This is a genomic window from Pseudoalteromonas sp. Z9A5, from assembly GCF_011378875.1.
Lineage (GTDB): Bacteria > Pseudomonadota > Gammaproteobacteria > Enterobacterales > Alteromonadaceae > Pseudoalteromonas.
The window spans coordinates 60,863-75,330 of sequence record NZ_WTLC01000020.1; the positions used below are offsets into that span (position 1 = coordinate 60,863).

Genomic DNA, 14,468 nt, shown 5'->3' on the forward strand with positions numbered 1-14,468 from the left:
AATGAATCCGCTATACAAATCTAAGTATCAATTAAATAAAATAACTTTGTGTTTAGTATCTGCGTTAGGTATCACGACACTACCTACTGTAGCAGAACAAAACAGCCAAAATGAACTTGATGAAACAGCAATTCCAAGTCGAACCGCTACTAAAAAAGTAAAAGATGAAGACGTTGAAATTATTAGCATTGTAGGCTCAATGATTAAAGGAGCTACAATTACCGGCTCGTTACCTGTCTCTATTATTGATTCGAAAGATATTGATGCCATTGGCGCAACATCTGGTAGTGAATTATTTGCTTCGATTCCTAGCAACGGCACTGTTAGTTTTAATGGTAATGATGTTGTTAGCGGGGTTTATGCATCAAGGGGAGATGTTGCATCTATTAATTTACGCAGTATTGGTACAGGTAACACGCTTGTATTATTAAATGGCCGTCGTTTAGTACAGCACCCAGGATCGCAAACCGAAAACTCTGTTCCGGTCACAACCGTTAATATGAACTCAATACCAGTAATGGGTATTGGAGCGGTTGAAGTGCTGCATGACGGTGCTGCAGCTATTTATGGCTCTGACGCCGTTGCAGGCGTTGTAAATACACAAATGCGTAAAGATTACAGTGGCTACCGATTTGATATGCAATATGGTCAAGCCGAAAATACCAGCAGAGAAAAGCTTAATCTAAATGCTTTAGCTGGCTGGGATTTAAATGATGGAATGACCAATGTAACCGCAACTGCAAATTACTACTATGGCTCAGAAGTCATGGCATCAGAAAATGATCGTTCGGCTAACTCCGATCTTCGTCCATTTATTGAAGGCACGAGTTGGCAAGGCGATTCTAATTTTCGTAACTCATCAACAACAACACCTTGGGGACGTTTTGATGCAAGCGAATCAGTGGATGGTTTAACAAGTTCCGCAGGTCGTTTTCATGTAGAAGGCGCAGACTCCGCTGATAGTGACCAGCAATGTGTTTTATCAAATGGATTATGTGTCGATAGCGGAAGTATTAGTAGCGATACCCAAGGATACAATACCAACTCAAGCCGAACTTTGATCCCCGAAACCGAACGTATAAATACATTTGTATTTATTAACCACGATTTAGGCAATAACACCGAGCTTTATAGTGAACTTGGTTATTACCGTGCTGAGTCAAACTCGCAGCGAGGCGAAACAGCAACTCTTACTTCTGCCCCAGTTACTATTTCGAGCTCGGCTTACTGGAACCCTTTAGGCTCTGGCGCTAATCAATTATCTGGTTATGCAATACCAAATGAAGGTTTAGATGTAACTATAGATGCCTACCGCGTAGTTGATGCTGGTACACGACAAATTAATGTAAAAAACACGTCATACCGATTTTTAGGTGGAGCTCGCGGAGATATAGCAGATTGGAGCTGGGACACCGCAGCTTTGTATTCAGCAGCAAAAACCATTGACAGTACAGACAACCGTATAAGTTTAAGCTTGTTTCAAGATAGCGTAAATAAACAAGATAGTTCAGCTTATAACCCATTTTGTAATGCTCTTTGTAACTCTCAAGAAACAATTAATGGCTTTTTAATCGACACCTCACGAACTGGCGAAACAGAATTAGGGTTAGTTGATTTTAAAGTATCAACACCTTCTTTATTTTCTCTTCCTGGCGGTGATGTTGGATTAGCATTGGGTGCTGAATGGCGCTATGAAAACTTTGAAAACAAATATGACGATAGACTAAACGGAACAACCACATACACTGATAGCGTAACCGATATGACTTATGGCTCCGATGTAATGGGATCAAGCGGTCAGCCTAATGCAAGTGGTTCACGTAATGTATCTTCTGCCTTTATTGAATTAGCCGGCTCTTTAATTAGCCCCGATATGGACATTCCTTTAGTTGATAAACTTGATTTTCAATTAGCAGGACGTTTTGAGCAATACAGTGATGTAGGCAGTGTTTTTAAACCAAAAGTAGTTTTAAGTTGGTATCCAGTAAAAAGCTTACAAATTAGAGGCTCTTACTCTGAAGGCTTTAGAGCACCAAACTTAGAGCAACTTCATACAGCTAGCACTACTCGGGTAAATTACCCAACAGATTACTACCGTTGCCAAGCACAAATTAATAAAGGGGAGCTTAGTAACTTAAGTGAATGTAGCAGCAGCGATAGTGTTTCTAATATTCGTTATGGAAACTCAAATTTAAAACCAGAAAATGATTATAACTATGGGTTAGGTTTAGTTTACAGCCCAGATATGATCGACAACCTTACCTTTACAGCTGATTTTTGGCGTATAGAACAAGAAGATTTAATAGGCATTCGCTCAAATCAAAATATTGCTGATTTAGACTATTACTATCGTTTAAATGGCAGTAGTAATAGTAACGTTGTTCGTTCTGAAGCGACTGTCGATGATATTGCATTTTTTAGTGGTTCGGGTCTTGCCGCCGTTGGCGATATGAGTGAAGTTATTGGTTTATTTGAAAACCTTGATTCTCGTGTTACAGAAGGCTTAGACTTAAGCGTTAACTATCGCATTAATGATACTCAGTTTGGCGATTTTGATTTTAAATTAAACGCAGCAAAACTACTTAAAGCCTATCAAAGTATCGATGAAGAATCGGCTAAATTAATGGAGCTAGGGCTTGCTTTAGAAGATGTAGGTAACTTAATACAAATGGATGGACGACCAGAGTGGCAAGCTTCAAGCACTCTTTCTTGGGGTTATAACAACTGGGGTGCTGGATTATACGGCAAATATGTTGGTGACTTTTATGACACCAGTGCTGTACACAACGACACCGGTGAGTTTTGGCATGTGGGTAGCTGGGTAACGTTTAGTCTTTATGGTCAATATACCTATGATTCGGGCGCATTAGAGGGCACTCGTGTTCGTATTGGTATGCGTAATATGTTCGATAAAGAACCTCCTTTAGCAGACGAAACATATGGTTACGAAGCCAGTTTACATGACATTGAAGGTCGCTACCTTTATGCTAGTTTAAGCATGAGCTTTGATTAAATTTTCATAACTGAGCAACTTAGGTTGCTCTTCTTTTTACCGTATAAGCAGGAACAAGTAATGCCAATAACTAAAATAACGGCACTCGTAGCAATTATAGCCACCCTTGTGGGGTGCACTCACGAGAACACGCCCATTGATATGATAATTACCGGGAACACTATTTATCAAGGTTCAAATAAAGCGCCTATTCAAGGCGTTATTGGTATTGATAAAGGTAAAATAATTTTCATTAAGGAGCAATTACCGACTAATTTACAAGCCAAAACAATTATTGATGCAAATAATATGATTGTAGCCCCTGGCTTTATTGACCCGCACACTCATGCATGTAATGACTTTGTTGATAACACCACGCCTAACTTAAATGCTAATTACACAACACAAGGAGTCAGCACTGTATTTTGTAATGTAGATGGGGGCGGCAATATTGATGTAGCAAACACTTTTACTGAATATGAAAATCAAGGTATTGGAACAAATGTTGCGTTGTACATTGGTCATGGCTCAGTACGAAAAGCAGTAATGGGACGTAGTAATCGCCCACCTACTGATATCGAATTAGCTAAAATGAAAAGCTTAATTGAAAAAGCAATGCAGGCAGGTGCTCTCGGTTTATCTACCGGTCTTTATTATGTACCTGGCAACTACGCAACAACAGCAGAAGTAATTGAGCTTGCAAAAGTAGCTGCTCGTTATAATGGCGTTTACGACAGCCATATTCGTGATGAAAGCTCTTATAGCGTTGGCTTACTAGGCGCGATTGAAGAGGTAATTACCATTGGCGAAAAAGCAAAACTACCCGTTCATGTCGCTCATATTAAATCCTTAGGTGTTGACGTGTGGGGAGAGAGCAAAGCGGTTATCGAATTGATTAAAAATGCACAAGATAGAGGCATTGACGTAACCGCAGATCAATACCCATGGCGAGCGTCGGGCACCAGTATTGCGGGTAGTTTAATGCCTCGTGAAATTTTAGCTGGTGATAAAAGTGAATACTTAGCCCGCGTAAAAGACGAAGCCCAATGGCCAGAACTTAAAATAGCTATGCAAGAAAACTTACGCCGCAGAGGCGGTGCTGATTCGTTATTAATTAGTGACCCTACCCTTGCAAAGCTACGTGGTAAAACCTTAGCTGAAATTGCCACCATGTGGGAATTATCGCCTATTGATGCAGCACGAAAAATTGTTATTGATGGTAACGCCAGAGTTGCTAGTTTTAATATGTCAGAGCAAGATATTAAAGCATATATGGTACAACCTTGGGTAATGACCTCATCTGATGGTAGCCCAGGTCATCCTCGAAAATACGCTACATTTCCAAAAAAGTACCATGAATTTGTAAAACAAAAACAGTGGCTAACACTCAATGAGTTTATTAACAGTAGTAGTTCATTAACAGCTAAAGCATTTGGTTTAAAAGACCGTGGAGAGCTTAAAGTAGGTTATGCTGCTGATATTGTAGTTTTTGATGAAAATAAGTTCATACCAAAAGCTGATTACATCCACCCAGAAGAATTAAGTGAAGGTGTACAGTGGATGGTTATAAATGGTGAGCTCGCTATTTCACAAGGCAAGCTTACTAATAATCTTGCGGGTCAAGCAATCCGCCAGCACCAAGTAGCCAAGGTAAGCCAGTAATGAAACATCTTTTTTTATATCTCAAATTTATTGTTGTATGTGCCGCCTCCTTTTTTGCAATAAACATACATGCAGCTCCTCAAGCTGATACTATTTTTGACCCATCTGTAGTATTCGATCCTTCAATTGAAACACCAGATACTTTTTTAGGTCACCGCCTTGGCGATCAAATGGTTCGTAACGATCGTATGATCGATTACTTCAAGTATTTAGCATCTAAGTCAGATCGTATTAAATATGAAGTAATTGCATACAGTAACGAACAACGACCTATATTAACCCTTACAATTACCTCCACTGAAAACCAAAAAAACTTAGAGCAACTGCGTACTCAGCACATTGATTTACAACAAGGCGCTAAATTACCTATAGCTAATATGCCTGTTGTTAGTTGGATCAATTTTGGTGTTCATGGAGGGGAAGTTAGCTCAACTGATTCTGCAATACCAATCGCTTATCACTTAGCAGCAGCGCAAGGCGATAAAATAGATAAGCTATTAAATAATAGCGTTATTTTATTAACAGCAAGTATGAACCCAGACGGTAATAGCCGCGAAGCATCTTGGAATTTAAGATATTCTTCGAACGTAAATATAACAGATCCTAATCATGCATTACATGGATCGCCATGGCCATCGGGTAGGACTAATCATTACTGGTTTGATTTAAATCGCCAGTGGATGTTACAACAACAACCAGAGCCAATTGGTTGGGTAAGCAAGTTTCATCAATGGCGACCTAATATCGTTGCTGACTTTCATGAAATGCGCTCGTATAAATCATTTTATTTTCATCCTGGAGCGCCAGATCGCGTCCATCCCCTAATTAATAAACAAGCAATGGACTTATTAAGTGAAGTAGTACAAGGACCACGAGACTTTATGGATAGTGAAGCTCGCTTGTATTTTAATGAAGAAGCGTACGATAATTTTTATTTAGGAAAAGGCGCAACTTACCCTCATTTATATGGCAGTTTAGGTATATTGTTTGAGCAAGCTAGTTCGGCGGGCTTGTTATCAACACCACGCGGTATTTTATCGTTTAGAGACAATATTCGTACTTATTACCACGTGGGTTTAGCATTACTAAATAACGCTGTTGATAAAAAAACCGATCTGCTTACCTTTCAACAAGGTTTTGCTAAACAAGCACAAGAAATGGCAGATGACGATAAAGTTAAAGCCTATGTATTTACTGCACCTGAAGACCCTGCTCGCATGTTTCACTTTTTACAGTTGCTAGATCGTAATAAAATTAACGTAAAACCGTTACTAAAAGATTTAAAAGTAAATGGCAAACTGTTTAAAGCGCAAGAGTCCTACATAGCCGAAACAAATCAAACGAGCTACCGTATGATCAAGGGCTTATTTGCAAACGTTACAAAATTTAAAAACAATACTTTTTATGATGTTTCAGGTTGGACAATGCCGCTTGCTTTCGGGATTAAATATAATCCACTAACAAGAGAAAGCTACAAAGCTGGCGATATAACTACACCCATCTTCCCAACTCAATCTACAGTACCAAAAGCACAAGTAGCGTATGTATTTGAGTGGAGCAACTACTATGCTCCTAAAGTTTTATACCAATTGTTAGCCCATGGATATCGTCCTCGTATCGCAAACAGTGAATTTAAAGCCCAAACAGATAAAGGTGTAAAAACCTTCAAGCGTGGCAGTGTTGTTGTGTCTATTGGTTGGCAAGGCGGTTTAGATAGCAGTAAGTTAAATAGTTTGATGAACGATGCTGCAAAACAAGATGGCGTACCTGTATACACGTTAAATAGTGCCCATACACAAAGTATTGGTATGGACTTAGGTAGTAACAATATTGAGCCGGTTTATTTACCTAAGGTATTGCTCGTAATTGGTCCGGGTATGTCGCAGTATCAAGCTGGTGAAGCATGGCACTTACTTGATAAACGCATGAATATACCGGTTGTATTATTAGAAAAAAGTCGCTTAAACAGCGTTAAATTATCAAACTACACACATATAATAATGGCTGATGGTAAGTATTCAGATATAACCCCTGCACTTAGCGACAAAGTAACCAACTGGGTTAAATCAGGCGGCACATTTGTCGGCATTGGAGATGGCGCTAAATGGGCAGGTAAAACATTACTTAAGCTCAACACCGTTAAAATAAATAAAGGTCATGGTTTGGATAAACCTCGAATTGACTACGCGGATAAATCAAAACTAGAGGCGCAAGATGTTATTGGTGGTGCAGTAATGGCCGGCGATCTCGATATAACCCATCCTTTAGGTTACGGCTATACGCGACGAGAAATAGCAAGCCATCGCAGTGGTTTACTCGCTTTCGAACCGCCTAAAAACCCTTACGCAACAATAGTAAAAATAGCCAAGCAACCCCTGTTAACTGGTTTTGCATCACCAGAAAACCAACTGCAACTTGCAGAAAAAGCAATGCTTGTTGCACAAAGATTAGGTCAAGGTAGTGTTATTGTATTTAGTGATGACCCTAATTTTAGGGGCTATTTTTACGGTACCGAAAAACTATTTATGAACAGCTTGTTTTTTTCAACGTTGTTTTCTCATCCTCGCTCATTAGCAGCCGAGTAAAATAGAAGCCTCACAAATATGTGAGGCTTTTTTGTGGCTGCGGCTTATTTTTGTTAGTTCCGCTTCCTCTAATAAATAAGAATAAAAATAAAGGTAACAATATGATAATAAGTAAAAATATTTTTGCTGCTGTTATTTTAATGGGAAGTTTATGCTTGGCTATTTATGTCAATTTATTTACCCAACAAACATGGCTTGAACAATCCTATCAATACGATACTTACACCACTAAATCAGGTCTAAACGCATATACATATAAAGGTAAAGAAATACTAATAAAAGACGTAGTGCCCTATCAATCATCACTAATAAATCAATCCGCATTATCTGCAAATAACAAAGCCCCTAGTATTATTGAGCAGTGGGTAATAAAAAATGATAAACAATTAGTCTTGCTCAAACCCGCCTTTCATTATGGTTTTTGGTCTTTATTACCCGCGTTCGTCACTATTATTTTATGCTTACTTACAAAAGAGCCACTTACAGCTTTATTTAGCGGTATTGTGGTGGGCGCTATAATGCTTGGAGAGTACGACCTTACCGATAAGGTCATAATTCCCAACCTTGCCAGCGAAGGCACTGCGGCGTTGTTATTACTTTATTTATGGCTACTTGGAGGATTACTCGGCATTTGGTCTAAAACCGGAGCGGCTCAGGCGTTTGCAAACTTTATGACCCAACACTTTGTTAAAGGGCAGCGTTCGGCAAAGTTTATATCATGGCTTTTAGGTATATTATTTTTTCAAGGTGGCACCATGAGCACTACCTTAGTTGGCACAACGGTAAGACCTCTTGCCGATAAAGCAAAAGTAAGCCACGAAGAAATGAGTTATATAGTCGACTCTACCGCTTCTCCAATTGCATCAATTTTAGCGTTTAATGCATGGCCAGCTTACGTACAAGCATTAATATTTGTACCAGGGGTGTCGTTTTTAGCCACTGAAACAGACCGTATTAAATTTTTCTTTAGCAGTATTCCATTTAGTTTTTATAGTATTTTAGCTGTACTAGGCACATTGTTATTAAGTTTAAACGTTACTCGTTTTTCAGGAAAAAGACTGCAAGAAGCACATAAGCGCGCTTTGCAAACTAACCAATTAGATGCCCCAGGAGCAAAACCATTAAGCACCAAAGAACTACAAGGTAGTAATGTACCTAAAGGCTATAAACCACATGTGCTTGAGTTTGTTTTTCCGTTACTAACCCTAATTACCATTGCCGTTATGACCTTTGTTTATACTGGTACACCCGAGGTTAACTGGGCATTTGGAGTCGCACTTTTGATGTCTGCTTTTATTGCACTCGCTAAAGGCATGTCTCTTGATAACTTAATTGAAGGTTTTGGAACTGGTTTAAAAGGAGTTGTTGTTGCTTCAGTTATTTTAATGTTAGCAGTGATTATAGGTAGTATTAGTAAGCAAATTGGTGGAGGATTATATTTAGTATCGCAACTTGGTGAGCAACTACCATTTTGGTTACTACCTGTTATTTTACAACTGATCACGGTAATAATTGCATTTTCAACAGGCACAAGCTGGGGCACTTATGCCATTGCATTTCCCTTAGCAATGCCACTTGCTTGGGCTCTTTGCCAATCTCAAGAATTAGCAAATCCGGAACTGTTTATGATGGTATGTTTTGCCGCAGTATTAAATGGCAGTGTGTATGGCGATCAGTGCTCGCCTATTTCAGACACTACAATACTCAGCTCCATGACAACCGGATGCGATTTAATGGATCATGTTAAATCACAATTAGTACCAGCAACCTTTGCAGCTTGCGTTGCTGCCGTTTTATGGACCGGCTTAGTTTACTTTTTTGCATAAATATTAATACAAGGAGTGAGTCATGCGTTTAAGACATATAGAAGTATTTCATGCCATTTACACAAATGGCTCAATAACCAATGCAGCAAAAATGCTTCATGTATCTCAGCCATCAGTAAGCAAAGTTTTATCTCATGCTGAAATGCAATTGGGCTTTAAATTATTTGAACGCATAAAAGGACGCCTCATCCCAACAGATGAAGCCAACATGTTATTTGATGAAGTAGATAAAATTTATCAACAAATGCGGTCAATAAAAAGTACAGCCGAAAACATTAAAAAAGCGGAGTTTGGTAATATTAATTTAAGCGTTACTCCTGCTCTTGGGTTTGACGCACTGCCAAACGCAATTGCGCAGTATCATAAAACATACCCAAACGTTCATTTTAATGTGCAAACAGTTCATAACAACGAAGTATTACAAGCACTGTTAGAGCATAAATGTGACATTGCTATTTTATTTTCGCCTTGTGTAATGCCCTCAGTAAAGTCTATTGAACTGGCGCAATCGGAGTTAGTAATTGTTTACCCCAAAACAACGTTTCCCGAATTACCCGAGCAGTTAACGCTTAACAATTTAGTCGATTTAGAATTTATTGATATTAGCGATAGTGGTCCTTTAGGTAATTTACTTTGGGGTAGAATGATGGAAGAACACATTGTGATAAATTCGACAATAAAAGTTCAAACCTACTTTATTGCCGCCAGATTAGTTGCCCAAGGTGCCGGTATTTGTATTGTTGATAAGTACACCGCACTAGGAAACTTATCAGACAACGTTGCTATTGCTTCATTTAATCCCCCCCTTAATTTTACCGTAAATGCACTACACCTAGAAAACAGCGCATTATCAAAAGCGTCGGTTAGCTTTTTAGATAAATTAACTACTTGTATTTAAAGGCTTTAAATAACCATATAGACAAAGGTTATAGCCTTTCTAATTCTTCTCACTTTCATTGTATCTCTAATATTATATTCTCAATTAAACGCATTTTTGCTTTAAATATTAGAGACTAATTATGAAAATCACTTCTCCTTATTTGTTGTTTATTGGTGATGCAACAGATCAATTATCGATAAAAATGGCGCAAAGTATTGCTGATTGGCGCCCTGAATTATGCATAGGTGAGCTAAGCACCCCAGGTTGTACAGTAACAACGGGATTGGCTAAATATACGATTAGTGACGCAGCTAAATTAGGCGCAAAAACATTTGTGTTAGGGTTTGCTAATAGTGGTGGCTTACTTGATAAAAAATGGCTGCCATATATTTTAGAAGCCCTAAATCAAGGTATGGATATAGTTAGTGGCCTGCACGACAAACTTACTAATTTTTCTGAAGTGGTAAGTAAAGCCTATAGCGCTAATTGTAATTTGTTTGATATTCGCCACCCTACAGCTCAATTTACGACAGGTACTGGGCGTAAACGCTCTGGTAAACGACTACTAACGGTTGGAACTGATTGTTCAGTAGGAAAAATGTATACCTCTTTAAGCCTTGAAAAAGCCATGCAACAAAAAGGGCTTGATGTGAGCTTTCGCGCCACAGGCCAATGTGGAATTTTGGTAGCCGGAACAGGCATTGCAATCGACTGTGTAATTGCTGACTTTATTTCAGGCGCTGTAGAATCGCTATCACCCGATGCCCATGCACAACACTGGGATATTATTGAAGGGCAAGGCTCTTTGTCTCACCCTGCATTTGCTGGTGTTAGTTTAGGTTTACTACACGGCTCGCAACCCGATGCCTTAGTGATTTGCCATGCTTTGAATCGCACGCATATGCGTGGCCTACCAAACACGGCATTTCCGAGCATTGCACAAACAATCGAAAAAAATATAAGTGCAGCACAATTAACAAACCCCAATGTAATAGTTGCTGGCATTGCAATTAATACCTCAAGTGTGAGTGTTCAAGAAGGACGTGAAATTTGTGAGCAATTAAGTAAAGAGTTTTCATTACCTTGCGTTGACCCCGTGCGTGATGGCACAGCATTAATTGTGGAAAACTTACCATGAATAAAAAACCAATTAAAATAATCAAAGTATGTCATCAATCATTACCATTAAAATCTGTTTTTAGAATTTCCCGAGGAGCAAAAACACAAACAGAGGTTGTTGTAGTAATAATTAGTGATGGCCAAAATTATGGTTGGGCAGAAGCCGTTCCTTATATACGCTATGATGAGTCTGTAAGCAGTGTTATAGAAGACGTTGAAAACATAAACCTACTTAGCAAACAAACGCCTAAAAAAAGCTTTACGTCTCTCGTTGCTAATATGCCCGCAGGAGCTGCTCGTAATGTTCTTGATTGCGCTTTGTGGGATCTAAAAGCAAAGCAGCAAAATAGTACGGTTGCCCAGCTATTAAACAAGCAAACAACTGCGTGTATTTGCGCACAAACACTAAGTATTGATACTCCACAAGCAATGGCTGGTGCTGTTACGGCTTTAAACAACCCACCTTTGGTTAAGGTAAAACTAGATAACCAAAATATTATTGAAAGAATGACTGCAATCGCCCACGTGGCGCCAAATAGCCAATTTATTATAGATGCAAACGAAGGCTGGAACTTTCATGATTTAGTGACATGTTGTGAACAATTAAAAAAACTTAATGTAATTTTAATAGAGCAACCCTTGCCTGCTGGCGACGATATCGAGTTATTAAATTTTGAGTCACCCATTGCATTATGCGCAGATGAATCTTGCCATACTCGCAAAGATTTACCGTACCTAAAAAACCGATATGACGTTATTAACATTAAACTAGATAAAACCGGTGGCTTAACCGAGGCAAACCTATTAGCTGCAGAAGCAAAGCTACAAGGCTTTGAAATAATGCTGGGTTGTATGGTTGGCAGCTCGCTTGCTATGGCACCATTATCTTTATTAAGCAGCGAAGCCACGTACGTCGACTTAGATGGACCACTGCTAATTAATACAGACAGATCACACGGCTTTAAATTTAACCAAGGCGTTATGCAACCGCTAAATACTCACTTGTGGGGAGGTAAAAACAATCAAGATTTAACTAAGCTGTTAGCGTAAATAAAAAGTAATTATGTAAATAAGGGATACCAAACAGGCTAATATTGGTAGCCCTACTGTAGCAAGCTGCACTCATTTAAAGTGCCTATTGAGTACACGGCAGAAACGTTAAAATACGTACCCACAGCTTAGAAGCTATTTTAAACACCCTAAAAGAAGACCACCATAATACCCTTAACCATACAACTTGTTAGTAATACACACATCCCGTTATACGTAAACTCAAAGCGTTGTTCAGAATCTGTTTTTAAAACAAAAGCAACTAAGTAAAGAGTAGCAATAATAGCAACGCTCAGCATAAGCCCATACAAAAATGAGCCGCAATAATGTGGTAACACGGCTAAAGAGAGTCCTATTATATTACTATCAAACAACGCTTTAGGCTTTTTAATACTTCGTAAAATAACGAATAACTGGATGACAAAAGCAAGGCAATATAACCAAAGAATAGAGGTTGACCATTCGTAGTTTAAGGGGTTTTTAACGTTAAAAGTAGAAAACTCAAAGTTGCTCACAAATACCAATACAGTATTAATAAGTATACTTAAAATAAAAGCCCCCATAAATAGAGCAACTAACACCCCAATTGCACCGACTGCAGTAGCATCTACTTTCATTTTTTCTATAATTACAATAAGGATACTTAACAGCCCGCTTAACTGTAACCATTGCCAATAATTATCTGTAAATAGAGGGATAGCAGCTAAAGCCATCACAGCTATAACAAGCTTACTTCCATCATTTGAGCGCAATAAGTAAAAAGCCATAATAGCTACATAAAAAAGTGCCGTTATATCAGGCATATAAACATCTTCCTTGCGAAATTTAATAAAAATCAATAAACGCAGCTATTATACCTATTACTAAACCTCTATAAAATCCGATAATTGTGTTTACTTTTTAGCTGTGCAATATTAACTCACTATAAAGTACAAGGAACGCCAAACCCATTAACCAGTTTGGTATAAAATAAAAAGGATAAATATGATTAAGCCATTCTATACGAGCTATTTGTTAGCCCTCGCCCTATTAATACCTCATTTTGTAAAAGCAGAGCCAACAACTTTGCAGTATCAGCAAATTCTTCACGACAACCTTGCTGAAAACGAGCCAGGGGTATCGGTAATTATTAGCAAAAATGGCAAAGTACTTTTTAAAGGATCGCGCGGGCTTGCTAACCTTGAACACAACATTGCACTTAACGAGCAAAGCGTTTTACGTTTGGGTTCTATTTCAAAGCAGTTTACGGCCGCTGCAATTATGATGCTACAAGAGCAAGGTAAGTTATTAACCTCTGATGACATTCATAAGTATGTTGCAAACTTTCCTACTGAGGGCAACCTCGTCACTATCGAAAACTTATTAACTCATACATCGGGCATAGCCAACTACACAGATGACGACGACCTATTCGATAAAGAAATACAAGTACCCACCAGCGTTGACGATACGCTAGCGCGTTTTGCCAAACACCCTATGGTATTTAAACCTGGCGAAGCGAAGGCTTATTCAAATACCGGTTATTCACTGCTTGGTAAAATAATTGAAGTAGCGAGTGGGCAATCTTATAAAGACTTTATTGAACAAAATATATTTAAAAAATTAGGGATGACTCAAAGTAGTTATGAAGGACAAGAACTTGTTGCCCACCGCGCAGCGGGGTATGAGCAAACAGAGCAAGGCTTTATAAACACAAGTTATATTAATATGGACTGGCCTTATGCCGCAGGAGCGCTTATATCTACCCCAACCGACTTAAACATTTGGTTTAACGCGTTATCAACGGGGCAACTTATTAGTAAAGCAAGCTATGAAAAAATGGTCAGTCCTTTTAAGCTCAACGACGGCAGCTTTTCATCCTACGGTTACGGATTAATTATTGAGCCTTTGAATGAATACACCGTAATTAAACACACAGGTGGTATAAATGGCTTTTTAGCACACGCACGTTACATACCAGAGCAAAAGCTATATGTAGCCGTACTCGCTAATTCAAACCACATAAACCCTATTTTTATTAACGAAAAACTTACCGCTAAAGCACTTGGTATTGTACTGCCCGAGTTTAAAAAAGCCGATGTAACAGTGCAACAACTAGCGCCCGTATTAGGTGATTACCGTATTGATAAAAATACCTTACGCAGCCTAATTTTTGAAAATAATACTTTGTACTCACAACGCACCGGTGGCGACAAATTAAAACTTATTACTATGTCTAAAACACGTTTTTACTATCCTAATTCAAACAATTACTTAGTAATAGAGAAAAACAGCCAAGGACAATTAGTGATGAAATATTTTAGTGGATTATCAACAACTCCTTCCGAGGCAATTAAAATTTAATTTTAGCGTTA

The 14,468-nt window shown here is 38.6% G+C and carries 9 protein-coding genes; 8 read left to right on the forward strand and 1 reads right to left on the reverse strand.

All coding sequences use genetic code 11. The features are described 5' to 3' along the window. Position 1 precedes the first annotated feature (1 nt). The 7 genes from GQR56_RS11840 (at position 2) to dgcA (ending at position 12,114) form a co-directional block, all read left to right on the forward strand. Positions 2-3,013, forward strand: coding sequence for a TonB-dependent receptor (locus GQR56_RS11840; protein WP_166111680.1), 3,012 nt, complete (start codon positions 2-4; stop codon positions 3,011-3,013). A 60-nt stretch (positions 3,014-3,073) separates the two neighbouring features. Next, on the forward strand, positions 3,074-4,654 hold the full coding sequence (locus GQR56_RS11845; protein WP_166111683.1) for an amidohydrolase family protein: 1,581 nt from the start codon (positions 3,074-3,076) through the stop codon (positions 4,652-4,654). Next, positions 4,654-7,239 carry a M14 family zinc carboxypeptidase gene (locus tag GQR56_RS11850; protein ID WP_166111686.1) on the forward strand — a complete coding sequence of 862 codons (2,586 nt, stop codon included), beginning with the start codon at positions 4,654-4,656 and terminating at the stop codon, positions 7,237-7,239. Before GQR56_RS11845 ends, GQR56_RS11850 begins: the two co-directional genes overlap by 1 nt. A 101-nt stretch (positions 7,240-7,340) precedes the next feature. Next, a complete protein-coding gene (locus GQR56_RS11855) occupies positions 7,341-9,065 on the forward strand; it encodes a Na+/H+ antiporter NhaC family protein (protein ID WP_166111689.1) in 1,725 nt (574 codons plus the stop codon). Positions 9,066-9,087: 22 nt separating this feature from the next. Further along, the gene (locus GQR56_RS11860) at positions 9,088-9,963 is read left to right on the forward strand and encodes a LysR family transcriptional regulator (protein ID WP_024611748.1); all 876 of its coding nucleotides are present in this window, start codon (positions 9,088-9,090) and stop codon (positions 9,961-9,963) included. A gap of 121 nt (positions 9,964-10,084) precedes the next feature. Further along, entirely contained in the window at positions 10,085-11,083 is a 999-nt protein-coding gene (gene dgcN / locus GQR56_RS11865) for an N-acetyltransferase DgcN (protein ID WP_166111692.1), read from the forward strand. Continuing rightward, positions 11,080-12,114 (forward strand): N-acetyl-D-Glu racemase DgcA, encoded by a 1,035-nt coding sequence (gene dgcA, locus GQR56_RS11870; protein WP_166111695.1) that lies wholly within the window; start codon positions 11,080-11,082, stop codon positions 12,112-12,114. The genes dgcN and dgcA overlap by 4 nt, the downstream gene beginning before the upstream one ends. Before the next feature lie 149 nt (positions 12,115-12,263). Here the strand turns inward: dgcA and GQR56_RS11875 are convergent, their stop codons facing one another. Further along, on the reverse strand, positions 12,264-12,917 hold the full coding sequence (locus GQR56_RS11875; protein ID WP_166111698.1) for a hypothetical protein: 654 nt from the start codon (positions 12,915-12,917) through the stop codon (positions 12,264-12,266). Between the two features lie 181 nt (positions 12,918-13,098). Between GQR56_RS11875 and GQR56_RS11880 the strand changes: the two genes are divergently transcribed. Beyond that, positions 13,099-14,457, forward strand: a complete 1,359-nt coding sequence (locus tag GQR56_RS11880) for a serine hydrolase domain-containing protein (RefSeq protein ID WP_166111701.1) — start codon at positions 13,099-13,101, stop codon at positions 14,455-14,457. The last annotated feature ends 11 nt before the right edge of the window (positions 14,458-14,468 follow it).

Bases quoted from the DNA above. Each gene is read 5' to 3' on its own strand.
- GQR56_RS11860 (WP_024611748.1), top strand. From the start codon at position 9,088: ATGCGTTTAAGACATATAGAAGTATTTCATGCCATTTACACAAATGGC.
- GQR56_RS11850 (WP_166111686.1), top strand. From the start codon at position 4,654: ATGAAACATCTTTTTTTATATCTCAAATTTATTGTTGTATGTGCCGCC.
- dgcA (WP_166111695.1), top strand. From the start codon at position 11,080: ATGAATAAAAAACCAATTAAAATAATCAAAGTATGTCATCAATCATTA.
- GQR56_RS11880 (WP_166111701.1), top strand. From the start codon at position 13,099: ATGATTAAGCCATTCTATACGAGCTATTTGTTAGCCCTCGCCCTATTA.
- GQR56_RS11855 (WP_166111689.1), top strand. From the start codon at position 7,341: ATGATAATAAGTAAAAATATTTTTGCTGCTGTTATTTTAATGGGAAGT.
- GQR56_RS11875 (WP_166111698.1), bottom strand. From the start codon at position 12,917: ATGCCTGATATAACGGCACTTTTTTATGTAGCTATTATGGCTTTTTAC.
- GQR56_RS11845 (WP_166111683.1), top strand. From the start codon at position 3,074: ATGCCAATAACTAAAATAACGGCACTCGTAGCAATTATAGCCACCCTT.
- GQR56_RS11840 (WP_166111680.1), top strand. From the start codon at position 2: ATGAATCCGCTATACAAATCTAAGTATCAATTAAATAAAATAACTTTG.
- dgcN (WP_166111692.1), top strand. From the start codon at position 10,085: ATGAAAATCACTTCTCCTTATTTGTTGTTTATTGGTGATGCAACAGAT.